The 24,984-nt window shown below is 65.4% G+C and carries 14 protein-coding genes; 9 read left to right on the forward strand and 5 right to left on the reverse strand.

Annotated elements, in window-relative coordinates; genetic code table 11:
* The first annotated feature begins 220 nt into the window (after positions 1-220).
* From B597_RS37380 to B597_RS37395, 4 genes are read left to right on the forward strand one after another with little or no spacing between them, the layout of a single operon-like run.
* Positions 221-1,462 carry an MdtA/MuxA family multidrug efflux RND transporter periplasmic adaptor subunit gene (locus B597_RS37380; protein WP_003297591.1) on the forward strand — a complete coding sequence of 414 codons (1,242 nt, stop codon included), beginning with the start codon at positions 221-223 and terminating at the stop codon, positions 1,460-1,462.
* Positions 1,459-4,539, forward strand: a complete 3,081-nt coding sequence (locus B597_RS37385) for an MdtB/MuxB family multidrug efflux RND transporter permease subunit (protein ID WP_003297593.1) — start codon at positions 1,459-1,461, stop codon at positions 4,537-4,539. Before B597_RS37380 ends, B597_RS37385 begins: the two co-directional genes overlap by 4 nt.
* 28 nt (positions 4,540-4,567) lie before the next feature.
* A complete protein-coding gene (locus B597_RS37390) occupies positions 4,568-7,672 on the forward strand; it encodes an efflux RND transporter permease subunit (RefSeq protein ID WP_024162151.1) in 3,105 nt (1,034 codons plus the stop codon).
* Positions 7,669-9,141 carry an efflux transporter outer membrane subunit gene (locus B597_RS37395; RefSeq protein WP_024162152.1) on the forward strand — a complete coding sequence of 491 codons (1,473 nt, stop codon included), beginning with the start codon at positions 7,669-7,671 and terminating at the stop codon, positions 9,139-9,141. Before B597_RS37390 ends, B597_RS37395 begins: the two co-directional genes overlap by 4 nt.
* 57 nt (positions 9,142-9,198) lie before the next feature.
* Here the strand turns inward: B597_RS37395 and B597_RS37400 are convergent, their stop codons facing one another.
* The 5 genes from B597_RS37400 to B597_RS37420 form a co-directional block, all read right to left on the reverse strand.
* Complete coding sequence (locus B597_RS37400) at positions 9,199-10,191, reverse strand: TRAP transporter substrate-binding protein (protein ID WP_003297598.1); 993 nt, start codon at positions 10,189-10,191, stop codon at positions 9,199-9,201.
* A gap of 146 nt (positions 10,192-10,337) precedes the next feature.
* Positions 10,338-11,789 carry an efflux transporter outer membrane subunit gene (locus tag B597_RS37405; protein WP_024162153.1) on the reverse strand — a complete coding sequence of 484 codons (1,452 nt, stop codon included), beginning with the start codon at positions 11,787-11,789 and terminating at the stop codon, positions 10,338-10,340.
* Positions 11,786-14,965 carry an efflux RND transporter permease subunit gene (locus B597_RS37410; RefSeq protein WP_024162154.1) on the reverse strand — a complete coding sequence of 1,060 codons (3,180 nt, stop codon included), beginning with the start codon at positions 14,963-14,965 and terminating at the stop codon, positions 11,786-11,788. The genes B597_RS37405 and B597_RS37410 overlap by 4 nt, the downstream gene beginning before the upstream one ends.
* A gap of 98 nt (positions 14,966-15,063) precedes the next feature.
* Positions 15,064-16,293, reverse strand: a complete 1,230-nt coding sequence (locus tag B597_RS37415) for an efflux RND transporter periplasmic adaptor subunit (RefSeq protein WP_003292947.1) — start codon at positions 16,291-16,293, stop codon at positions 15,064-15,066.
* Between the two features lie 387 nt (positions 16,294-16,680).
* The gene (locus tag B597_RS37420; RefSeq protein ID WP_003292949.1) at positions 16,681-17,598 is read right to left on the reverse strand and encodes a LysR substrate-binding domain-containing protein; all 918 of its coding nucleotides are present in this window, start codon (positions 17,596-17,598) and stop codon (positions 16,681-16,683) included.
* Between the two features lie 262 nt (positions 17,599-17,860).
* Between B597_RS37420 and B597_RS37425 the strand changes: the two genes are divergently transcribed.
* The 5 genes from B597_RS37425 to fdnG all read left to right on the forward strand — a co-directional run bounded on the left by B597_RS37425 (position 17,861) and on the right by fdnG (position 24,979).
* Complete coding sequence (locus B597_RS37425; protein ID WP_003292951.1) at positions 17,861-18,877, forward strand: zinc-dependent alcohol dehydrogenase family protein; 1,017 nt, start codon at positions 17,861-17,863, stop codon at positions 18,875-18,877.
* Between the two features lie 96 nt (positions 18,878-18,973).
* On the forward strand, positions 18,974-19,831 hold the full coding sequence (locus tag B597_RS37430) for an SDR family oxidoreductase (protein ID WP_003292953.1): 858 nt from the start codon (positions 18,974-18,976) through the stop codon (positions 19,829-19,831).
* Positions 19,832-19,884: 53 nt separating this feature from the next.
* Entirely contained in the window at positions 19,885-20,835 is a 951-nt protein-coding gene (locus B597_RS37435; protein ID WP_003292954.1) for a non-homologous end joining protein Ku, read from the forward strand.
* 12 nt (positions 20,836-20,847) lie between these two features.
* A complete protein-coding gene (ligD, locus tag B597_RS37440; RefSeq protein WP_003292955.1) occupies positions 20,848-21,768 on the forward strand; it encodes a non-homologous end-joining DNA ligase in 921 nt (306 codons plus the stop codon).
* Positions 21,769-21,913: 145 nt separating this feature from the next.
* Positions 21,914-24,979, forward strand: coding sequence for a formate dehydrogenase-N subunit alpha (gene fdnG, locus B597_RS37450; RefSeq protein ID WP_152028179.1), 3,066 nt, complete (start codon positions 21,914-21,916; stop codon positions 24,977-24,979).
* The last annotated feature ends 5 nt before the right edge of the window (positions 24,980-24,984 follow it).

A 24,984-nucleotide genomic window follows, 5' to 3' on the forward strand; every position in this document is an offset into this window, starting at 1 on the left:
CCGATTCGACGTGTGGCCAGCCAAATGAGCTGCCCTCGGCTCTACGAGTGGGGCTGGCCCTGCAAGAAGAACGCTAAATAGACTGGGGGCCTGGCGCATGGTTCCGAAGCGATGCCTTTGCGCCATACAACATGTGGATACGTAAAAATGCCGTAAAGGCACTTTGCGAGCGGTTCGCGACTGCTTATGGTTCACGCTCCTTTCCAAGCGAACACCGTTCATGTCCGAGGCTCACTCAACTCCCGCTCGTTCCAGCCTTCGCTGGCTGCTCGCCTTTCTTGCCGTCGTCGCCATCGGACTGCTGGTCTGGTGGCTATGGCCGGCACCTCAGGAAAATCCACAACGCCCAGGCGGTCGCCCCGGTTTCGGCGCATTCGGCGGGCCGGTCCCGGTGCGTGTTGCCAAGGTGGAGCAGGGCGAATTCGAGGTTTTCCAGAAAGCTCTCGGCAGCGTCACGCCACTCAATACGGTGAACCTGCGCAGCCGGGTAGGGGGCGAGTTGGTCGAACTGCGCTTCGAGGAGGGCCAGCGCGTCAAGGCTGGCGATCTGCTGGCGGTGATCGATCCCCGGCCGTACGAGGTTGCCCTGCAGCAGGCAGAGGGCACGCTGCAGCAGAATCGCGCGCAACTGAAGAACGCACAGGTTGATCTCGAGCGTTATCGCGGTCTGTATGCCGACGACAGCATTGCCAAGCAGACGCTGGATACCCAGGAAGCGCTGGTCGGCCAGTACCAGGGCACCCTGGCGGCGAACCAGGCGGCGGTCAACGAGGCGCGTCTGAACCTGGAGTTCACGCAGATCCGTTCGCCGATCAATGGCCGGGTTGGCCTTCGCCAGCTCGATCCAGGCAACCTGGTTGCCGCCAACGACACCACGCCGCTGGCGGTCATCACTCAGACCCAGCCGACCTCGATCAGCTTCACCTTGCCGGAAGGCGATCTGCTGCCAGTGCTGAGCCGTTACCGGCAAGGCGCCAAGCTCGTGGTGCAGGCCTGGGATCGTGGCGAAAGAATGCTGCTTGGCGAGGGTGTGCTGGAAAGCATCGACAACCAGATCGATGCCAGCACCGGTACTCTGCGGCTCAAGGCGCGTTTCGACAACGAGGGCGAACTGCTGATCCCCAATCAGTTCGTCAACGTCCGGCTGCGCGTGGAAACCCTGCCCGATGCCGTGCTGATCCCGTCTGCGGCGCTGCAGTTCGGCTCGCGCGGTACCTTCGCCTATGTGGTCGGTGACGACAGCAAGGTGCAACTGCGGCCGCTGCAGGCCGGGCCGGCCAACGGCGCGACTACGGTGGTGCTCGAAGGCCTGGAGGTCGGCGAGCGGGTGGTGATGGAAGGCACCGACCGCCTGCGCGACGGTGTCGAGGTCGAGGTCGTGGGTAGCCGGCGCATGGCCGAGGAGGCTGCCGAGAAGCCGGTGCTCGGAGGCGGCGAAGCCGCGGAGCGCGAAGCGCAATGAACATCTCCCGGTTGTTCATCCTGCGGCCGGTGGCGACTACGCTGAGCATGGTCGCCATCCTGCTCGCCGGCCTGATCGCCTACAAGCTGCTGCCGGTAGCGGCGCTGCCGCAAGTGGACTATCCGACCATCCGTGTCATGACCCTCTATCCGGGCGCCAGCCCGGAGGTGATGACCAGCGCCGTCACCGCTCCCCTGGAGCGCCAGTTCGGACAGATGCCAGGGCTGGTGCAGATGTCGTCGACCAGTTCCGGCGGCGCATCGGTGATAACCTTGCGCTTCTCTCTGGAGGTGGCACTGGATGTCGCCGAGCAGGAGGTGCAGGCGGCGATCAACGCGGCGAACAATCTGTTGCCCAACGACCTGCCGGCACCGCCGGTGTACAACAAGGTCAATCCGGCCGACACCCCGGTACTGACGCTGGCAGTGACGTCCGATTCGCTGCCGTTGCCGCAGTTGCACGATCTGGTCGATACCCGCATGGCGCAGAAGCTGGCGCAGATCAACGGCGTCGGCATGGTCAGCATCGCCGGCGGCCAGCGGCCGGCGGTGCGCATTCGCACCAATCCCGAAGCGCTGGCGGCCTACGGCCTGTCCCTGGCCGATGTGCGTTCGCTTATCGGCAACTCCAACGTCAACCAGCCCAAGGGCAATTTCGACGGCCCGACCCGCGTCTCCATGCTCGACGCCAACGATCAGCTGAAGACGCCGGAGGAATACGCCGAGCTGATCCTCACCTATCAGGACGGCGCTGCGCTGCGCCTGAAGGATGTCGCCGAGATCGTCGACGGTGCGGAGAACGAACGCCTCGCGGCCTGGGCCAACGACAGCCAGGCGGTGCTGCTGAACATTCAGCGCCAGCCGGGCGCCAACGTCATCGAGGTGGTCGAGCGGATCCAGGCGCTGCTCCCGGAAATCACCGCCAGCATGCCTGCCGGCCTCGACGTGGTGGTCCTCACCGACCGCACCCAGACCATTCGCGCCGCAGTCACCGATGTGCAGCATGAATTGATGCTCGCCACCGTCCTGGTGGTGATGGTGACCTTCGTCTTTCTCAAGAAACTCTCGGCCACGGTGATCCCGTCCATTGCCGTGCCGCTGTCGCTGGTCGGCACCTTCGCCGTGATGTACCTGTGCGGCTTCTCGCTGAACAACCTCACGCTGATGGCGCTGACCATCGCCACCGGCTTCGTGGTGGACGACGCCATCGTCATGCTGGAGAACATCGCGCGGCACCTGGAGGAGGGCGAGACGCCGCTGAACGCTGCGCTCAAGGGTGCTCGGCAGATCGGCTTCACCCTGATCTCGCTGACCTTCTCGCTGATCGCCGTACTGATTCCGCTGCTGTTCATGCAGGATGTGGTCGGCCGGCTGTTCCGCGAATTCGCCATTACCCTGGCGGTGGCGATCCTGATCTCGCTGGTGGTGTCGCTGACGCTGACGCCGATGATGTGCGCCAAGCTGCTCAAGCCGCAGACCGCTGACGAAGCCAGGCCGGACTGGGTCGAGCGGCTGATCGGCGGCTATTCGCGCTGGCTGAGTTGGGTGCTGCGGCACCAGACGCTGACCCTGCTGGTTGCCGTCGCGACCCTGGGACTGACCGTCGTGCTTTATCTGGCGGTGCCCAAGGGCTTTTTCCCGGTGCAGGACACCGGCGTGATCCAGGGCATCAGCGAAGCGCCACAGTCGATTTCCTTCCGCGCCATGAGCGAACGTCAGCAGGCGCTGGCACGGGTGATCCTCGCCGATCCGGCGGTGGCCAGCCTGTCGTCCTATATCGGTGTCGATGGCGACAACGTCACGCTTAACAGCGGTCGCCTGTTGATCAACCTCAAGCCCCACGGCGAGCGCGACCTGACTGCAAGCCAGGTGATCGACCGCCTGCGCCCGGAATTGGCCAGGGTGCCGGGTATCGAACTGTACCTGCAGCCGGTGCAGGATCTGTCCATCGAGGACAGGATCAGCCGCACGCAATTCCAGTTCAGCCTGGAAACCCCCGATAGCGAGCTGCTGCAGGAATGGACGCCACGCCTGGTCGAAGCCCTGCGCGAGCGCCCGGAACTGACCGACGTGGCCAGCGACCTGCAGAACGCCGGGCTGCAGATCTACCTGGACATCGACCGTGACGCCGCCGCGCGCCTGGGCATTCAGGTCGCCGACATTACCAACGCGCTGTACGACGCCTTCGGTCAGCGGCAGATCTCCACCATCTTCACCCAGGCCAGCCAGTACCGCGTGGTGCTCGAGGCGGAGGCGGGCAGTCGTCTCGGCCCCCAGGCCCTGGAGCAGTTGTTCGTGCAGAGTGAGGGCGGCACCCCGGTGCGCCTGTCGAGCCTGGCGAGTATCGAGCAACGCAACGCGCCGCTGTTGATCAACCACATCGGCCAGTTCCCGGCCGTTACCCTGTCGTTCAACCTCGCCGAAGGGGTTTCCCTCGGCCGGGCGGTGGAGGTGATCGAAGCGGTGGAGCAGCAGATCGGCTTGCCCGCAGGCATCCAGACCCGCTTCCAGGGGGCTGCGGAAGCGTTCCGTGCTTCGCTGTCGAGCACCCTGTTGCTGATCCTCGCCGCGGTGGTGACCATGTACATCGTGCTGGGTGTGCTCTACGAGAGCTATATCCACCCGATCACCATCCTCTCCACGTTGCCCTCGGCGGCGGTGGGGGCACTGCTCGCCTTGCTGCTGACCGGCAACGACCTGGGGTTGATTGCGATCATCGGCATCATCCTGCTGATCGGCATCGTCAAGAAGAACGCGATCATGATGATCGACTTCGCCCTGGAGGCCGAGAGGCAGCAGGGCATGAGCCCGCAGGACGCCATCTATCGCGCGGCACTGTTGCGCTTCCGGCCGATTCTGATGACCACCCTGGCGGCCCTGTTCGGCGCGATACCGCTGATGCTGGCGTCCGGCTCCGGCGCCGAATTGCGCCAGCCTCTGGGCCTGGTGCTGGTCGGCGGGCTGTTGCTCAGCCAGTTGCTGACGCTGTTCACCACGCCGGTGATCTATCTGTTCTTCGATCGCCTCGGCCAGCGCTTCGGCCGTCGGCGCGGGACGCTGCAGGAGGCTGAAGCGTGAGCCAGCCTGCGACCGTGGAGAGGCGGGCATGAACCTCTCCGCACCCTTCATCGCCCGTCCCGTGGCGACCATGCTGCTCAGCCTGGCGATCCTGTTGCTGGGTGGCGTCAGCTTCGGTCTGCTGCCGGTATCGCCGTTGCCGAACATGGATTTCCCGGTGATCACGGTGCAGGCCAGCCTGCCGGGCGCCAGTCCGGAGATCATGGCCTCCAGCGTGGCGACACCGCTGGAACGCTCATTGGGCAGCATCGCGGGGGTCAGCCAGATGACCAGCCGCAGCAGCCAGGGCTCGACGCGGATCATCATCCAGTTCGATCTGGATCGCGAGATCAATGGCGCCGCCCGCGACGTGCAGGCGGCGATCAATGCCGCGCGCAACCTGTTGCCCAGCGGCATGCGCAGCATGCCGACCTACCGCAAGATCAACCCGTCGCAGGCACCGATCATGGTGCTTTCGCTCACGTCCGATGTGCTCGACAAGGCCGATCTGTACGACATCGGTTCGACGATCCTGGCGCAGAAGCTCTCGCAGGTGTCCGGGGTTGGCGAGATCCAGGTCGGCGGCAGTTCGCTGCCGGCAGTGCGCGTCGAGCTGCAACCGCAACAGCTGGAGCAGTACGGCGTATCGCTGGACGAAGTGCGGCAGACCATCGCCAATGCCAACGTGCGCCGGCCCAAGGGCATGGTCGAGGATGCCGACCGGCACTGGCAGGTGCGCGCCAACGACCAGCTCCACGAGGCCGCCGACTACACGCCGCTGATCATCCGCTATCAGGATGGCGCCGCGCTGCGCCTGGGCGACGTCGCCCGGGTACGAGATTCGGTGGAGGACCGCTACAACAGCGGCTTCTTCAACAACGAACAGGCGGTGCTGCTGATCGTCAACCGCCAGGCGGGCGCCAACATCATCGAAACCATCGAGGGCATTCGCCGCGAGTTGCCCGCGCTGCAGGCAATCATGCCGGGCAGCGTCGATCTGAACATCGCCATGGATCGTTCGCCGGTCATCCGCGCCACTTTGCACGAAGCCGAGCGCACGCTGCTGATCGCGGTCGGGCTGGTCATCGTGCTGGTGTTCCTGTTCCTCGGCCGCCTGCGTACCGCGCTGATACCGGCGCTGGCCGTACCGGTGTCGCTGGTGGGCACCTTTGCGGTGATGTACCTGTTCGGCTTCTCGCTGAACGTGCTGTCGCTGATGGCGCTGATCCTGGCCGCGGGCCTGGTGGTGGACGATGCCATCGTGGTGCTGGAGAACATCGCCCGCCACATCGAGGACGGTATACCGCCGTTGCGTGCCGCCTACATCGGGACTCGCGAGGTCGGCTTCACCCTGTTGTCGATGAACCTCTCGCTGGTGGTGGTGTTCGTCTCGATCCTCTACATGGGCGGGATCGTCGAGCGCCTGTTCCGCGAGTTCTCCATTACCCTGGCGGCGGCGATCCTGGTATCGCTGCTGGTGTCGCTGACGCTGACACCGATGCTCTGCGCGCGCTGGCTGAAGCCGCACCAGCCGGCGCAGGACGGTCGCCTGCAACGCTGGAGCCATGCCGCGCACCAGTGGCTGCTGCGCCATTACGACCGCTCGCTGAGCTGGGCGCTGCGTCATCGCCGCATCACCCTGCTGAGTCTGCTGGCGACCATCGCGCTGAACGTGGTGCTCTACGTGCAGGTGCCCAAGACCTTCCTGCCGCAGCAGGACACCGGCCAGCTGACCGGCTTCATTCGCGGTGACGACGGTCTGTCGTTCCAGGTCATGCAGCCGAAGATGGAAGTCTTCCGCAAGGCCGTGCTGGCCGATCCGGCGGTGGAAAGCGTGGCCGGCTTCATCGGCGGACAGGGCGGGATCAACAATGCCTTCATGATCGTGCGGCTCAAGCCGCTGAGCGAACGGAAGATATCGGCACAGAAGGTCATCGAGCGTATCCGCAGGAACCAGCCCCAGGTGCCCGGCGGGCGGATGTTCCTCATGGCTGATCAGGACCTGCAGTTCGGCGGCGGCCGGCAGAGCAGTTCGGCCTACGCCTACACGCTGCTGGCCAGCGACCTGAACGACCTGCGCACCTGGGTGCCACGCGTGACCCAGGCGCTTTCGGCGCTGCCGGAACTGACTAGCATCGATGCCAACGACGGCGAGGGCGCGCAGCAGATCAGCCTCAAGGTCGACCGGGACGCCGCCAAGCGTCTGGGGATCGACATGAGCACGGTGACGGCACTGCTCAACAATGCCTTCAGCCAGCGGCAGATTTCCACCATCTACGAGGCACTCAACCAGTACCAGGTGGTCATGGAGATCGATCCGAGCTACGCCCAGTACCCGGACGTGCTCCAGCAGATCCATGTCGTCACCGAGGACGGTCGTCGCGTGCCGCTGGCCGCCTTCGCCCGCTACGAGCGCAGCCTTGAGGAAGACCGGGTCAGCCACGACGGGCAGTTCGCCGCGGAGAACATCGACTTCGACCTGGCCCCTGGCGTCAGCCTCGACCAGGCGACCCTGGCGATCGAGCGTGCCGTGGCGGCCATCGGCCTGCCGAGCGAGGTGCAGGGGCGTCTGGGCGGCACCGGCAGCGCCTTCCAGACGACTCAGCAAGGGCAGCCGCTGATGATTCTCGGCGCCTTGCTGCTGGTCTACATCGTGCTGGGCGTTCTCTATGAAAGCTACATTCATCCGCTGACCATCCTTTCGACGCTGCCCTCGGCAGGGGTTGGCGCCTTGCTGGCGATCATCCTCACCGGCGACCAGTTCAGCCTGATCTCGCTGCTCGGCCTGTTCCTGCTGATCGGTGTGGTGAAGAAGAACGCCATCCTGATGATCGACCTCGCATTGCAGTTCGAGCGCAATGATCGGCTGTCTCCGGCCGACTCGATCCATCGTGCCTGCCTGCTGCGTTTCCGTCCGATCCTGATGACGACCATGGCCGCCATCCTCGGTGCCCTGCCGCTGTTGCTCGGCGGCGCGGAGGGGGCCGAGATGCGCCAGCCGCTGGGCCTGACCATCATCGGCGGCCTGCTGTTGAGCCAGATCCTGACCCTCTACACCACGCCGGTGGTCTATCTGTACCTGGACCGTCTGCGTCACCGTTTCAACAGCTGGCGTGGTGTGCGCACCGATGCCGCCCTGGAAAACTCGCTATGAAACCGCTGTCGCTGAACCTCGCCTTGCGCCCCCTCGCTGTCGCCGTGATGGCTCTTTCGCTGGGCGCCTGTACCCTGGGGCCGGACTATCAACGGCCGGAGCTACCGCCGTCGGCCGCATTCAAACAGGCCGAAGGCTGGAAACCTGCGGCGCCGGCCGATGTCGTCCAGCGCGGCGAATGGTGGCGTCTCTATGGCGATGCCGAACTCGATGCGCTGGTGGCCAGGCTGAACCTGTCCAACCAGAACGTCGCCGCGGCAGAAGCGCAGTACCGGCAGGCACGTGCGCTGGTACGTGGCGCCCGTTCGCAGCTGTTCCCCATCGTATCCGGCAGCGCCGGCGTCAGCCGCTCGGCACAGGGCAGCGGTACGACCGGCTCGACGACCAGCAGCGGTGTCGGCGAAAGCTACGAGGCCGGGCTCAGTGCCTCCTGGGAAGCGGACATCTGGGGCCGTCTGCGGCGCAATCTGGAAGCCAATCGGGCGAACATGCAGGCCAGTGCCGCCGACCTTGCCGCGGTCAGGCTGAGCCTGCAGGCGGAACTGGTGCAGACCTATCTGCAACTGCGCGTGATCGACGAGCATCAGCGCCTGCTGGAGCAGACTGTCGAAGCCTATGCGCGCTCGCTGCGTCTGACGGAAAACCAGTACCGTGCGGGTATCGTGCCCAAGTCGGACGTCAGCCAGGCGCAGACCCAGCTCAAGAGCACCCAGGCCCAGGCCATCGACCTGCGCTGGCAACGTGCGCAGATGGAGCACGCGATCGCCGTGCTGATCGGCGTCGCCCCGTCGGAGCTGGACATCGCCGAGCGCCAGGACATCCCGGCGCTGCCGGAAGTGCCGCTGGCGCTGCCCTCGCAATTGCTGGAGCGCCGCCCGGACGTGGCTTCGGCGGAGCGCCTGGTCATGGCGGCCAACGCCGACATCGGTGTGGCCGAGGCGGCCTGGTATCCGGACCTGACGATCTCGGCCAGTGGCGGCTATCGCAACAGCAGCTTCAGCGATCTGTTCAGCGTGCCCAATCGTTTCTGGTCACTGGGCCCGCAACTGGCGCTGACGCTGCTCGACTTCGGCAGCCGCCGCGCCGAGCTGGAACGGGCCGAAGCCAGCTACGAGCAGACGGTGGCCAACTACCGCCAGACCGTGCTCGACAGCTTCCGTGAGGTAGAGGATTACCTGGTGCAGCTGCGGGTGCTAGGACAGGAAGCGGTGGTGCAGCGCGAGGCACTGGAGGCCGCTCAGGAGTCGCTGCGCCTGATCGAAAACCAGTACCGTGCCGGTACCGTCGATTATCTGAGCGTAGCGACCGTGCAAACCACTGCCCTGAACAACCAGCGCACCAACCTGACCCTGCTGGGTGACCGCCTGACCGCCAGTGTCCTGCTGATCGCTGCCCTGGGCGGTGGTTGGGACAGCCAGCAGCTGGATCAGGAACCCGTGCCCTCGACGTCCCCCGACATCTCCGAGTGACTGTGCCAAGGCCATAAGGAACCCCGCCACCAGGCGGGGTTTCGCCGCTGCGAGTGGTTACTTGCGCTGCTTGCGATTGACCGTTTCTGCAGCCCGGATGATATCGGCGCCGATCAGCGGCTCGAACTGTTGCCAGACCGGCCGCATCGCCTCGCGCCAGCGCTCGCGCTCCTCGGCGGTCAGCGTGACGATTTGCGACGTGCCAGCCTGGCGAATACGCTCGAGATCGGCCTGATTCAGCTCCTCGGCTTCGCGGTTCACCATGAAGCTCACCTCGTCGAGAATCGCTTCCAGTTCGAAGCGGACCTTGTGCGGCATGCTCATCCAGAAGCGCGTGTTGCTCACCACCATGTAGTCGAGTACGCCGTGGTTGGTTTCGACGATATAAGGCTGCACGGTGTGCATCTTCTTGCTGTAGATGTTCGACCAGGGATTCTCCGCGCCCTGCACGGTGCCGCTGCGCAACGCGTCGTAGACATCGGCGAAGGCGATCTTCCGGCTGCTGGCGCCGATCGCGGCGAACTGCGCTTCGAGTACCGCCGACGGCTGGATGCGGAACTCCAGGCCCGACGCGTCGCCGGGCAGGCGCAGCATGCGGGTTGCCGAGAGCTGCTTCATGCCGTTGTGCCAGTAGGCCAGGCCGGTGATGTTCTTGTCTTCCATCGAGCGCAGCAGCTGGCGGCCCTTGGCACGTTTCTGGAAGCGATTGACCGCGTCGAGGTCGTCGAACAGGAAGGGCAGGTCGAAGACCTGCAACTGCTTGGTGTACTGCTCGAACTTGGCCAGGGACGGTGCCAGCAGCTGGACTTCATCGTTGCGCAGGGCTTCCAGTTCGGTGGCATCGCCGAACAGCGTTGAATTCGGATAGACCTCGACACGCACCTGACCGGGCAGACGCTCCTCCGCGAGGCGCTTGAACAGCAATGCACCCTTGCCCTTGGGGGTGTCTTCAGCCACGACATGGGAGAACTTGATGACGATGGGTTCTGCCTGGGCGAGTGCGCTGGCGGCCGCCAGCACGAGCCCGGCAAGGGTAATGATCGGCTTCATGGTGGACTCTTCGTTCTGGTTGGTTGGCAGTGCATCCGTGCGGCCCGACCGCGGTACGCTTCCAGGCGTTCGGCCGCCCCTTATGCCAAAGATAGATGACGACTGAAAGCGCTTTCCCTGACCAACCAGGCGGGAGCGGCAGCGTGTCACATTTTTGCCGGCCCCGCTGCCAGTTCCGCTCCCGCCGCGACCGCTGCCTGGCGAGGCGTCTGGCCATTCAGTTCCCAGCCACCCCCCAGCGCCTTGTACAGCGCTACCACACCACGATACAGCTCCACTTCCGCCTGCGCCTGGGCGTCCTCGGCCGTCAGCCTTTCGCGCTCTGCGTCGAGCAGCACGAGGAAGTCCGCCGTACCTTCGCGGTAGCGGATCTCCGCCTGTCGCGCGGCAGCGCGGCTGGCCTTGGACTGGCGCAGCAGTGACAGCAGGCGCTCCTGCGCGCGGGCATAGTCGCTGAAGGCATTTTCGGATTCTTCCAGCGCCAGCAGCACCTGCTGCTCGTAACCGGCCAGCGCCGCCTCGGCATCGGCCTCGGCGCCGCGCAGGCGGGCGCGCACGCTCCCCAGGTCGAAGGCCGCCCAACTGATGCTGGGTGCCACCCCCCAGGCCTGCGCCGCGCTGGAGCCGATCTGCGAGCCGCGTCCGGCGACGAAGCCGAGAAAGCCGGACAGGCTCACCCGCGGAAACAGATCGGCGGTGGCCACACCGACGTTGGCGGTTGCCGCCGCGAGCTGGCGTTCGGCTGCGCGAATGTCCGGGCGACGGCGCAACAGCTCGGCCGGGTCGCCGATCGGCAGGGCCTTGGCAATCGCCGGCAGCTCGCGCGGCGAGAGGTCGACACGGAGCTGATCGGCGCGCTGGCCGAGCAGGGTGGCGATGCGGTTGCGGGCGCGGGTCTGCTGGGCCTGCAGCTGCGGCAGACTGGCCTCGGTGGCCGCCAGCCGGGCATCGGCGCGCAGCACATCGAGTTCGCTGCCCACACCGGCTTCGCGCAATTGCTCGGTCAGTTCATACGAGTTGCGCTGGTTGGCCAGGTTGTCGCGGGCGATCCGTTCGCGCAACTGCGCACCGCGCAGCTGGCCATAGGCGTCCACCAGCTCGGCGATCAGGCTCACCTGCAACTGGTAGAGCTCGGCCTCGGCGGCCTCGGCCTGCGCTTCGCTGGCCTCCAGGCTACGCTGGATACGGCCGAACAGATCGAGTTCCCAGGCCATGTCCAGACCCAGATCGTAGCGCTCTGCGTTCACCCGCTGTTCGCTGAAGCCCGGCTGCTGGGCCTTGCCGATATCGGCGCTGGCCCCTGCCGTGACGGTGGGCAGGCGATCATTGCCGACATCGTCGCGGATCGCCCGGGCCGCCCGCAGGCGGGCATAGGCGATGCGCAGCTCGCGGTTTTCACCCAGCGCTTCGCCGACCAGGGCGTCCAGGGTAGGGTCGTCGAACTGCCGCCACCAGGCCGCCTCGAAGCGCGAGCGATCGTGATCGCCGTGCTCGGCCTGGAGCAGTCGCGCCGGCTCCGGTTGCGGCGCGCGGTAGTCCGGACCGACCGCGCAAGCGGTGATGCTCAGGGCGAGCAGGGAAAGGGCGAAGAACTTCATGCGCGGACCTCCTTGAATGCCGCCTTGCGGGCTTCGCGCTTCTCGACGAAGGCGCGAATCACCAGATAGAACACCGGGGTCAGCAGCAGGCCGAAGAAGGTCACGCCGAGCATCCCGGAAAACACCGCCACCCCCATCGCATGGCGCATCTCGGCGCCGGCCCCGCTGGAAAGCATCAGCGGCACCACGCCCATGATGAAGGCGAAGCTGGTCATCAGGATCGGCCGCAGGCGCAGGCGGCAGGCTTCCAGCACCGCGGCGAGGCGGTCCATGCCTTCGTCCTGCTTGTCCTTGGCGAATTCCACCAGCAGGATGGCGTTCTTGCACGCCAGTCCCACCAGCACGATCAGGCCGATCTGGGTGAACACGTTGTTGTCGCTACCAGCCAGGATCACCCCGGCAATTGCCGAGAGCAGCGTCATCGGCACGATCAGGATCACTGCCAGCGGCAGGCTCCAGCTCTCGTACTGCGCGGCCAGCACCAGGAAGGCCAGCAGCACGCAGAGCGGGAAGACGAATACCGCGGTGTTGCCGGCGAGGATCTGCTGGAAGGTCAGCTCGGTCCATTCGTAGCTCATGCCATTCGGCAGCTCGGCCTCGAGCAGGCGCTCCATGGCCGCCTCGGCCTGGCCGGAGCTGTAGCCCGGCGCGGCCGCCCCGTTGATCTCGGCGGTGAGGAAGCCGTTGTAGTGCATGACCCGATCGGGACCGGCGCTGTCCGTGACGCGGACGAAGGTCGACAGCGGCACCATCTCGCCGCGGTTGTTGCGCACTTTCAGCTGACCGATCTGCTCCGGCGCCAGGCGGAACTTCTGGTCGGCCTGGACGTTGACCTGGTAGGTACGGCCGAAGCGGTTGAAGTCGTTGGCGTACAGCGAGCCCAGGTACACCTGCATGGTGTCGAATATCTCGTCGATGGCCACGCCGTGGGTCTTGGCCTTCTCGCGGTCGATGTCGGCATCTACCTGCGGCACGTTGACCTGATAGCTGGTGAACAGACCGGCCAGTTCGGGGTAGTCGGCGCTCTTGGCAATGACGTTCTGCACCTGCTGGTAAAGCGCCTCGTAGCCCAGGTTGCCACGGTCCTGCACCTGCACGCGGAAGCCGCCGATGGTACCCAGGCCCTGTACCGGCGGCGGCGGGAAGATGGCGATGAAGGCGTCCTGGATCTGCGCGAACTGGCCGTTCAGGTCGGCTGCGATGGCAGCGGCCGAAAGCGACGGGTCCTTGCGCTCATCGAACGGCTTGAGCGGGGTGAAGACGATGCCGCTGTTCGGGCTGTTGGTGAAGCCGTTGATCGACAGCCCGGGGAAGGCCACGGTGTTTTCCACACCCGGATGCCTGCCAGCGATTTCCGACATGCGCTTGATCACATCCTCGGTACGGTCGAGCGTGGCGGCATCGGGCAACTGGGCGAAGGCGACCAGGTACTGCTTGTCCTGCGGCGGAACGAAGCCGGTCGGCGTGCTGGCAAAACCCAGGTAACCCAGGCCGACCAGGCCGACCAGGCCGACATAGATCACCAGTGCGATACCGCTGCCGCGCAGGATGCGCCGCACCACGCCGACGTAGCCGTGGCTGGCGCGATCGAAGACCCGATTGAACGGACGGAACAGCCAGCCGCCGAACAGCCGGTCGAGCAGGCGCGAAAAGCCATCCTTCGGCGCGTCGTGGGCCTTGAGCAGGACCGCGGCCAGCGCTGGCGAGAGGGTCAGCGAGTTGAACGCCGAGATCACCGTGGATATCGCGATGGTCAAGGCGAACTGCTGGTAGAACTGCCCGGTAAGGCCGGAAATGAACGCGGTGGGCACGAATACCGCGCACAGCACCAGGGCGGTGGCGATGATCGGACCGGTGACTTCCTTCATGGCCTGGCGGGTCGCCTCCACCGGCGACTTGCCCAGGCCGATGTTGCGCTCGACGTTTTCCACCACCACGATGGCGTCGTCCACCACGATGCCGATGGCCAGCACCAGGCCGAACAGCGACAGTGCATTGAGCGAGAAGCCGAACAGGTGCATCACCGCGAAGGTGCCGATCAGTGATACCGGTACGGCGGCCAGCGGAATGATCGAGGCGCGCCAGGTCTGCAGGAACAGGATCACTACCAGCACCACCAGCACGATGGCTTCCAGCAGGGTGTGTACCACCGCCTCGATGGAACCGCGCACGAAGATGGTCGGGTCGTAGACGATCTCGTAGTCCACGCCCTGCGGGAAGCTCTGCTTGAGCTCGGCCATGCGTTCGCGCACCAGGTCGGAGATGGCGATGGCGTTGGAGCCGGGGCGCTGGAAGATCGGGATGGCCACCGCCGGCTGGTTGTTCAGGAGCGAACGCAGAGCGTACTGGCTGGAACCCAGCTCGATGCGGGCGATGTCCTTCAGGCGGGTGATCTCGCCGTCCTCGCCGGCGCGGACGATGATGTTCTCGAATTCCTCCTCGTCGACCAGGCGGCCCTGGGTGTTGATCGACAGCTGGAAGTCGGTGGCGCCGGGCGCTGGCGGCGCGCCCAGGGCACCGGCGGCGACCTGGCGGTTCTGCTCGCGGATCGCGTTGACCACGTCGCTGGCGGTGAGGTTGCGCGAGGCGACCTTCTCCGGGTCGAGCCAGACGCGCAGTGAGTAATCGCCCATGCCGAACAGTTGCACATCGCCGATGCCATCCAGCCGTGCCAGCTCGTCCTTGACGTTGAGCGCGGCATAGTTGGACAGGTAGAGCATGTCGTAGCGCTGATCCGGCGAGGTCAGGTGCACCACCATGGTCAGGTCGGGGGAGGCCTTGTCCACGGTCACGCCCAGCCGTTGCACTTCGGTGGGAAGGGTCGGCATGGTGCGTGTGACGCGGTTCTGCACCTGCACCTGGGCATTGTCCAGATCGGTGCCGAGGGCGAAGGTAATGGTCAGTGTCAGCTTGCCGTCGGCGGTCGCCTGGGACGACATGTAGAGCATGCCCTCGACGCCGGTGATGGCCTGCTCCAGCGGCGAGGCGACGGTTTCGCCGATCACCTTGGGATTGGCGCCGGGGAAGTTGGCACGCACCACCACGGTGGGCGGGACCACTTCGGGGTATTCGCTGATCGGCAACTGGAACAGCGAGATGGCGCCGGCGATGAGGATCACCAGTGACAGCACGGCGGCGAAGATCGGCCGCTTGATGAAGAATTGCGAGAAATTCATGGCGCACTCCGGGGTAGGGCGCGGCGGGCGCGTCCTGGCGGATCGATCGGGGTGGCGCGCCAGGCGCGCCGGTGTTCGGAACGGCGGCTTGGCCGCGCTCAGCTGCTCGGGCGCTGCGCCAGGGCGCGCTCGACCACCTGTGGTTTCAGCGCCTCACGGATGGCGCGGTTCTGCTGGCGCAGGGCGGCCAGGGTGTCGGCATCGGCCATGGCTACCGGCTCGGCCTGCACCGGATTGCCCGGGCGCACGCGCTGCAGACCGTTGACCACGATGGTCTCGCCCTTGGCCAGGCCTGCGCGGACGATGCGCAGGCCCTCGAGTTTCGGTCCCAGTTCGACCGGGCGATAGGCCACGGTGCCATCATCGGCCAGGACCAGTACGAACTTCTTGCCCAGGTCGGTGCCGACCGCCACGTCCTTGATCAGTACCGCATCGTAGGTGGCGCTGCCGACCAGCTTGAGGCGGGCGTAGAGGCCGGGAGTGAAACGGCCGTCGCGGTTATCGAACACGGCGCGGCCACGAATGGTGCCGGTGCGCGAATCGACCTGGTTGTCGATGAAGTCCATGTGGCCCAGGTGCGGATGACCTTCCTCGCTGGACAGGCCGAGATAGACCGGGGTCGCCTCGCCACGGTCGCCATTGCGCGCCAGCTCGCGGTACTTGAGGTAGGTGCGCTCGTCGGCCTCGAAATAGGCATAGACCCTGTCGGTGGAGACCAGCGTGGTCAGCAGCGCCTCGCCGGCGTTGACCAGGTTGCCGGCGGTGATCAGCGCACGACCGACGCGGCCATCGATGGGCGCGGTGACGCGGGTGAACGAAAGGTCCAGCTGCGCCTTGTCCAACTGCGCCTGGATCGCTGTCACCGCTGCCCGGGCTTCCTGAGCGGCGCTGACGCGGGCGTCGGCCAGTTCGGCGGAAATCGCGTTCTTCTGCCGCAGGCGTTCGCCACGCTGGGCTTCGGCGGCGGTGCGCTGCTGGCTGGCACGGGCCTGCTGCAGCTGTGCCTGCAGGCGCTTGACCTCGGCCTGGAACGGCCGCGGGTCGATCCGGAACAGCAGGTCGCCTTTTTTCACCAGCGCACCTTCGTCGAACGTCACCTGGTCGATGAAACCGGAGACACGCGGACGGATCTCCACCGATTCCGGCGCTTGCAGGCGGCCGGTGACTTCATCCCATTCGGTCACCCGCTGTTCGATGACTTCGGCAACGCTGACGGCGGGCGGTGGCATTCCCGACTGGGTGGCCTCCGGCTCCTTGCCACAGGCAGCGGTGATGAGCACCACCAGGCCGATGAGGGGAAAGCGCAAGGCGCTGAGCGTACGTTCCATGCTTGACTCCGCAAGTCGGATTTATCGATGGCGGGAGTCTGCGTGGTCAAGCCGGCCAGCAGAAATCGAACGAGCCGAAGGTGAATATCATTGGCGATGATGGTTGAGCATTCGATATCAGCGCAACGCGAGGACGAACAGGTTCGTTATTTTTCGTAGGGTGGGCGTTAGCCCACCGACCGAGTCCAGTCGAACCAGCGATGGTGGGCTGAAGCCCACCCTACGGTTGGTGTGCGGCAGTACGCGTTGCCCAGCGTGCCGGTCAGGCATGGGCCGCTCGAAGTTCTGGCTGGCGCAATTTTCGTAGGGTGGGCTTTAGCCCACCAGGCGAGGGCTTGATGGCGGCAAACACGCGGTGGGCTGAAGCCCACCCTACAAGGTCGCCGCTCAGAGACTGTCCGGATCGCCAACGAACATCTGGATGCGTGAGCGCAGCCAGCGCTCGGCGGGGTCGTTGTCCTGGGCGCCGCGCCAGGCCATGGACAGCTCGAAATCCTGGCTGGTTTCGAATGGCAGTGGTTCGGCGCGCACGCCGCCATTGGCGGCCAGCGCGGCCGCCGCGTAGTCTGGTACGGTGGCGATGATGTCGGTACCGGCGAGCAGGCTGGCCAGCCCGTTGAACTGCGGGACCGCCAGGACCACCTTGCGCTTGCAGCCGTGCAGCGCCAGTTCGTCGTCGATGTAGCCGTTCAGGTCGCCGGCAAAGGAAACCATGGCATGCGGGCGGCTGCAGTAGTCCTCCATGCTCAGGCGGCCGGGAATGCTGTCGGCGCGCAGCAGCATCGGCTTGGGGCGACGCAGTACCTTGCGCTTGGCATTGGCCGGCAGTTCCTCGGTGTAGCAGACGCCCACGGAAATCTCGCCGGACCCCAGCAGACTCGGCATCAGCAGATAGTTGGCGCGCCGCACCACCAGCACCACATCCGGCGCCTCGGCGCGCAACCGACGCAGCAGTGGTGGCAGCAGGGCGAACTCGACTTCATCGGTCAGGCCGATGCGAAACACTTGCGTACTGGTGGCCGGGTCGAAGGTCGAGGCGCGGCTGACCGCGGTGGAGATCGAGTCCAGCGCTGGCGACAGCAACTGCGCGATTTCCTGGGCGCGGGCGGTGGGTTCCATGCTGCGGCCGGTACGCACGAACAGAGGGTCGTCGAACAGCGCACGCAGCCTGGCCAGCGCAGCGCTGATCGCCGGCTGGCCGAGGAACAGTTTTTCGGCGGCGCGCGTAACGCTGCGCTCATGCATCAGCGTTTCGAAGACGATCAGCAGATTGAGGTCGACGCGGCGAAGGTCGTTGCGATTCATGCCTGGTTCACATCGTGCCTGCGGCCGAACGAAGGGGGGCCGGCTCTGGAAGTGGTCTGCATTCTAGACAGCTTCGCCTGCCAACGGCATGCCCGATTGCGCTTTCGAAATGCACAAAGCTGCAATGTGTTGTCATGGATACATACGCGGCTCCATCATTCCCGCGCATGGAAACTATCGACAGGAATCCGCGCCGCCGGCTGGAGTTGTGACGATACTGGCGATAGAGTCCGTTTGCACAGTAGTAAGGCGAGGGGTCGCAATGTCCCGCATCATCCGTTTCCACCAGTTCGGTCCGGCCGACGTTTTGCGTTACGAAGAGCGCGCAGAGCCGCTAGCCGGTCCCGGCGAGGTGCTGCTCGGTGTTCGCGCCATCGGCGTCAGCTGGAACGACGTGCTCTGGCGGCAGGACCTCGCACCGCGGCATGCGCGCCTGCCTGCCGGGCTCGGCAGCGAAGTGGCCGGCGAGGTGCTGGCGGTGGGCGAGGGCGTCGAGGGTTTCAGCGTCGGCGATCGTCTGGCCGGGTTCCCGGCTCACGATCTCAACCAGTACCCGCTGTATGCCGAACACGTGCTGTTGCCGCAGCAGGCGCTGGTGCGCTATCCGGACATGCTCAGCGCCAGCGAGGCGGCGATCCACTACACGCCCATGCTGATCAGCTATTTCGCGCTGGTCGAGCTGGCGCAACTGGAGCCGGGCCAGTACGTGCTGGTCAACCAGGCCGCGCATTGCACCGGGCCGGCGGCCGTGCAACTGGCCAAGGCGCTGGGCGGGCGGGTGATCGCCACCTGCGAGACGGCTGCCGACCGCGACTACCTGCGTGAGCTGGGTGCCGAGACGGTGATCGTCACCGAGGAGGAAGACCTGGTGGGTCGCTTGCAGAAGGTGACCGAAGGCCGTGGTGTCGACGTGGTGCTGGATGCCTGCGGTGGCTCGCAGATGAAGCTGCTCGGGGATGTCATGGCGCCGCTGGGCAAACTGATTCTCTATGGCATGAACGGCGGCAACGAGACGGCACTGCCGGTCTGCGCGGCATTCAAGAAGAACTTCAAGTTCTTCCTGCACTGCCTGTGCGACTTCACCGGGCAGCCCGAACTGGGCATCGAGCAGAACCGTGAAGCTGTGGAGCGGGCGCTGCAGCACATCAATCAGCTCACCGCCGACCGCCTGATCTGGCCACAGCTGGACCGCCAGTTCCCCTTCGAGCACGCAGTCGAAGCGCATCGGTACGTCGAAAGCGGCCTGCCCCGTGGTCGTGTGGTGCTGACACTGGGCTGACCTGCCTGCCGGGCCTCTCATCGCCTGGCCGAAACTTTCTCGACGCCACTCAAGTCCTCCGAAGACAGGTTATTCACCTTGACGGAGGATCTTTGCATGGCCGATGAAAACCAGACGCTACCCCCACAGGAGCAGCCGGAACCAGGCAAGGAAGGCCTGATGAACCCCCGCCCGGAATACCGCGGCGAGGACTACAAGGCGGCTGGCAAGCTGGAGGGCAAGGTGGCGCTCATCACCGGAGGCGACAGTGGTATCGGCCGCTCGGTGGCGGTGCTGTTTGCCCGGGAGGGCGCCGATGTCGCCATCCTCTACCTCGACCAGCACCAGGACGCCGAGCAAACCCGCGAGGTCGTGGAACAGTACGGCCGTCGCTGCCTGACCTTCGCCGGTGACGTGGCCGACCGCGAGGTTTGCCGCAACGCCATCGAGGAAACCCTGAGCAAGTTCGGCAAACTCGACATCCTGGTCAACAACGCTGCCGAGCAGCATCCGCAGAACGGTCTGGAAGACATCAGCGAAGAGCAGTGGGAGAAGACGTTCCGCACCAACATCTTCGGCATGTTCCAGATGACCAAGGCCGCGCTGCCCCATCTGGGCAAGGGTGCGTCGATCATCAATACCACCTCGGTAACCGCCTACAAGGGCAGCCCGAAGCTGCTGGACTACTCGGCCACCAAGGGCGCCATCACCGCGTTCACCCGATCGTTGTCGATGAACCTCGCCGAGCGCGGCATTCGCGTCAACGGCGTTGCACCGGGGCCGATCTGGACGCCGCTGATTCCCTCGACCTTCGCGGCCGATGAAGTCGCCGAATTCGGCTCCAACACGCCGATGAAGCGTCCCGGCCAGCCCGATGATGTGGCGCCGGCCTATGTCTACCTGGCGAGCAGCGATGCGGCCTACGTCAGCGGACAGGTCATCCATGTCAACGGCGGGACAGTGGTCAACGGCTGACCCATTGCCGGGCCGCAGTACGGCCCGGCCACATCAACGCTTGGAGAACGACCATGCCACGCACGATCTGGAAAGGCGCCGTCAGCTTCGGACTGGTACACATCCCGGTGGCGCTGGTGCCGGCCACCACCCGCCAGGGCATCGACTTCGACTGGCTGGACAAGCGCAGCATGGACCGGGTCGGCTACAAGCGCATCAACAAGACCACCGGCGAGGACATCGACAGCGAGAACATCGTCAAGGGCGTCGAATTCGAGAAGGGCCACTATGTCGTGATCAGCGACGACGAAATCAAGGCCGCGCACCCCAAGGCGACCCAGACCGTCGACATCGTCGCTTTCGTCGATGCCAGCGACATCTCCTTTCTCTACATCGACACTCCGTACTACCTGACCCCGGACCGCCGCGGCGAAAAGGTCTATGCGCTGCTGCGCGAAACGTTGCTCCAGACCGGCAAGGTCGGCATCGCCAACGTGGTGCTGCGCAACAAGCAGCACCTGGCCGTGGTGATGCCGCTGGGCAAGGCGCTGGTGATGAACACCCTGCGCTGGGCCGACGAGGTTCGCGGTGTCGAGTACCTGGAACTGAAGGACGAGGCACTCGATCCGGACCTCGCCGAGCGTGAGTTGGACATGGCCAAGCGGCTGGTCGAGGACATGAGCGAGAAGTGGCAGCCGGAGCAGTACAAGGACACCTTCCAGGACCAGATCATGGCGCTGGTCGAGAAGAAGGCCCGCGAAGGCAAGCTCGAAGCTGTCGGCGGGCCGGAAGAGGGCGTGGATCGTCGCTCGGCGGATGTCATCGACCTGACCGAACTGCTCAAGCGCAGCCTTGCCGCCAAGCCGGGCAAGGCCAGTAAAGAGGAGGGTACCGAGGAAACCGAAAAAGCCGCGGCCAAGCCCAAGGCGGCGAGCAAGGCCAAGACCACCAAGTCTGCCTCGTCCTCTTCTTCGCCCGCGCTCAAGACACCCGCGGCGGGAAGCAAATCCAAGAAGGCGAGCTGACCGAGGTAGAGCATGCCTGCACAGCGCAAGAGCGGAAGCCGTCCGCTGGTGGGCGGCGTCGGCATCAGCAATCCGCAGCGGGTCATCGACGAGGCCAGCGGCACCACCAAGCTCGCACTGGCCGAGTATTACCTGTCGGTCGCCGAGTGGCTGATGCCACACCTGGCCGGGCGGCCGCTGTCCATCGTCCGCGCACCTGAGGGGACCGGTGCAGAAAGCTTTTTCCAGCGCCACTGCGGCCGGCTGAAGATGCCGCACATGCGAGCATTGCCCAAGGCCCTGGACCCTGACCACGCACGCCTGATCCAGGCGGACAGCATCACCGCCGTCATCGAAGCGGTGCAGATGGGCACCGTGGAATTCCACACCTGGAATGCACGCAGCGACCGTGTGCAGCGGCCGGACCGGCTGATCTTCGACCTCGACCCGGACCCCGCGTTGGGCTGGCCGAGCATGGTCGAGGCCACCGAGCTGACCCTGAAGCTGCTGGAGAGTCTGGGCCTGCAAGCGTTCCTCAAGACCAGCGGTGGGCGCGGCATGCATGTCGTGCTGCCGATCGACCGCCGTTGCGACTGGGAGCTGGCTCGCCAGTTCGCCCGTAGCCTCACCGAACGCCTGGCCCGGGAAGCGCCACGACTGATCGTCGACAAGATGGGCCCGCAGAATCGCGTTGGCCGCATCTTCGTCGACTATCTGCGCAACCAGAAGGGCGCGAGCACCGTGGCTGCCTATTCGGCCCGGGCACGTCCGGGGCTGGCTGTCTCGGTGCCCATCGAGCATGCGGAGTTGGCGCGGATCGACGGTGCGGACCAGTGGAACATCGGCAACCTGCACGAGCGTCTGCAGACGCTGCCCAGCGACCCCTGGGCGCGCTACGGTTCGCTGCGTCAGGGCTTGAGCCAGGCGTTGCTCAAGCGTCTGGTCGATCGCTGAACTTGACCGGCAACAGCAGCGGCCGAATGTCGTTAGAGATTGCCCCTGGTAGCGCGCCAGAGCCGTCCGTCCCTCCGGCTGAACCCTCCAGGGCGAGCGAAGTCGACCCTTAAGTTGGGCCGAGCATCCATGACAGGAGAGACCGATGACGGTACGAGTATCCCGGCGGCAGTTCCTCAAGTTCGGCGCAGCCGGATTGGGCGCTTCCAGCATGGCGATGATGGGATTCGCCCCTGAGGAAGCACAGGCCTCCGTGCGTCATTTCAAGCTCAGTGGCGCGAAGGTCACCCGCAACATCTGCACCTACTGTTCCGTCGGCTGCGGCATGTTGCTCTATGCGCGCGGCGACGGCGCGATCAACAGCCATGATCACATTTTCCATGTCGAGGGCGACCCCGATCATCCGGTCAGTCGCGGTTCGCTCTGCCCACGTGGCGCCGGCGTGCTCGACTTCATCAAGAGCGACTCGCGGGTGCGCTACCCGCAGGTGCGCGAGCCGGGTACCGATGAGTGGAAACGCATCAGCTGGGATGAAGCGCTCGACCGCATCGCCCGCCAGATGAAGGACGACCGCGATCGCAACTTCGAGACCCACGACGAGGAAGGCCGGCTGGTCAATCGCTGGATGACCACCTCGATGGTGGCCGCTTCGGCCTGCACCAACGAGACGGCGTACCTCACGCAGAAGATCACCCGGGCGCTGGGCATTCTCAAACTCGACAACCAGGCGCGCGTCTGACACGGACCGACGGTGGCAGGTCTTGCCCCTTCATTTGGTCGCGGTGCCATGACGAACAGCTGGGTCGACATTCGCAATGCGAACATCGTCCTGTCCATGGGCGGGAATTCGGCCGAAGCGCATCCGGTGGGCTTCCGCTGGGTGATGCAGGCCAAGGAGCGCAGCGATGCGATCCTGATCTCCATCGACCCGCGCTATAACCGCACCACGGCGGTGGCGGATTATCACGCCTGGATTCGCACCGGCACGGATATCGTCTTCCTCGGCGGCCTGATCAGCTATCTGATCGAGAATGACCGCTACGCCCATGAATACGTGCTGCATTACACCGACGCCGCGCACCTGGTTCGCGAGGGCTTCGAGTTCAACGATGGGCTGTTCACCGGCTACGACGAGGAACGCCTTCAGTACGACAAGAGCACCTGGAACTTCGACCTGGACGAGCAGGGCTTCGTCCGCCGCGATGAAACCCTGCAGCACCCGCGCTGCGTGTTCCAGCTGATGCGCAAGCACTACAGCCGCTACAGCGTGGAGATGGTCGAGCGGGTCTGCGGCATGCCGCAAGCGAAGGCGCTGCAACTCTGGGAGCTGATGGCCCAGAGCGCGGCGCCGGACAAGACCATGACGATCCTCTACGCCCTGGGCTGGACGCAACACTCCATCGGTTCGCAGATGATCCGCAGCGGCGCCATGGTTCAGCTGCTGCTGGGCAACATGGGCATGCCCGGCGGCGGCGTGAACGCGCTACGCGGTCACTCCAATATCCAGGGGCTGACCGATATCGGCCTGCTGTCGAACCTGCTGCCGGGCTACATGACATTGCCCGCGGCCGGCGCCCAGCGCTACGACGACTACATTCGGGAGAAGGTCCGCAAGCCGCTGCTGCCCAACCAGGTGGCGTACTGGAAGCACTACGAGCGCTTCTTCGTCAGCACCATGAAGGCTTTCTACGGCGATGCCGCCACCGCCGAGAACAACTGGTGTTACGACTGGCTGCCCAAGCTGTCCGAGCCGCTGTATGACGTGCTCTACGCGGTCAACGACATGACCAAGGGCAAGATGACCGGCGCGTTCTGCCAGGGTTTCAACATCCTGGCCGCCTTCCCCAACAAGGCCAAGGTGCTGGACGGACTGTCCAAGCTCAAGTGGCTGGTGATTATGGACCCGCTGGCCACCGAGACCGGCGAATTCTGGAAGAACCACGGCGAGTTCAACGACGTCGACCCGAGCCAGATCCAGACCGCGGTGTTCCGGCTGCCCACCACGACCTTCGCCGAAGACGACGGCTCGATCACCAACAGTTCGCGCTGGTTGCAGTGGCACCACCAGGCGGTGCCGCCACCCGGCGAGGCGATGAGCGACACGGCGATCCTCGCCGGTGTGTTCCATCGGCTGCAGAAGCTCTATCGGGAGGAAGGCGGCGCCTTCCCCGAACCGATCCTCAACCTGACCTGGGAATACAGCGATCCCGCCCAGCCTGCCGCGGCGGAACTGGCGCAGGAGTACAACGGCCGCGCGCTGGCGGATATCGAGGATCAGGGCCGGATCATCCGGCGCAAGGGCGAACTGCTCAACGACTTCGGCGAGTTGCGCATCGATGGCAGCACGTCGTGCGGCTGCTGGATCTATTCCGGCGCCTGGACCGAGCAGGGCAACATGATGGACCGGCGGGACAATTCCGACCCCTACGACATCGGCGTCACCCTCGGCTGGGCCTGGGCCTGGCCCCTCAATCGGCGGATTCTCTACAACCGCGCCTCGGCGCGCCCGGACGGCACGCCCTGGGATCCGAACCGGGCGCTGATCTGGTGGGACGGCGAACGCTGGGTCGGTGCCGACGTGCCGGATTATCCGATCGCCGCGCCACCGGAGGACGACGTCAAGCCCTTCATCCTCACCGAGAGTGGCACCGGGCACTTCTTCGCCAGCGAGTGGCTGGGCGAAGGGCCGTTCCCCGAGCACTACGAGCCGCTGGAATCGCCGATCCCGAACAACCCGTTGCATCCGGACAATCCGCTGGCCTACCACAACCCGGTCGCGCGGATTTTCCCCGAGGATCGCGACACCTTCGGTACCTTCGAGGAGTTTCCCTACGCGGCGACCACCTACCGCCTCACCGAGCACTTCCACTACTGGACGACGCACGTGCTGCTCAACGCCATCGTCCAGCCGGAGAAGTTCGTCGAGATCGGCGAGGTGCTGGCCGGGGAGCTGGGTATCGCGGCCGGCGAGAAGGTCAGGGTGCGTTCCAAGCGCGGGCATATCGATGCGGTGGCGGTGGTGACCAAGCGTCTGCGACCGCTGCAGGTGGACGGACGCACCGTGCACCAGGTCGGCATCCCGATCCACTGGGGCTTCACCGGCGTGGCCAGGAAGGCCCACCTGACCAACACGCTGACGCCCTTCGTGGGTGACGGCAATACCCAGACCCCGGAATTCAAGTCGTTCCTGGTGAACGTCGAGAAGCTATAGGAGAC

It is taken from the genome of Stutzerimonas stutzeri KOS6 (assembly GCF_000307775.2).
GTDB lineage: Bacteria > Pseudomonadota > Gammaproteobacteria > Pseudomonadales > Pseudomonadaceae > Stutzerimonas > Stutzerimonas stutzeri_B.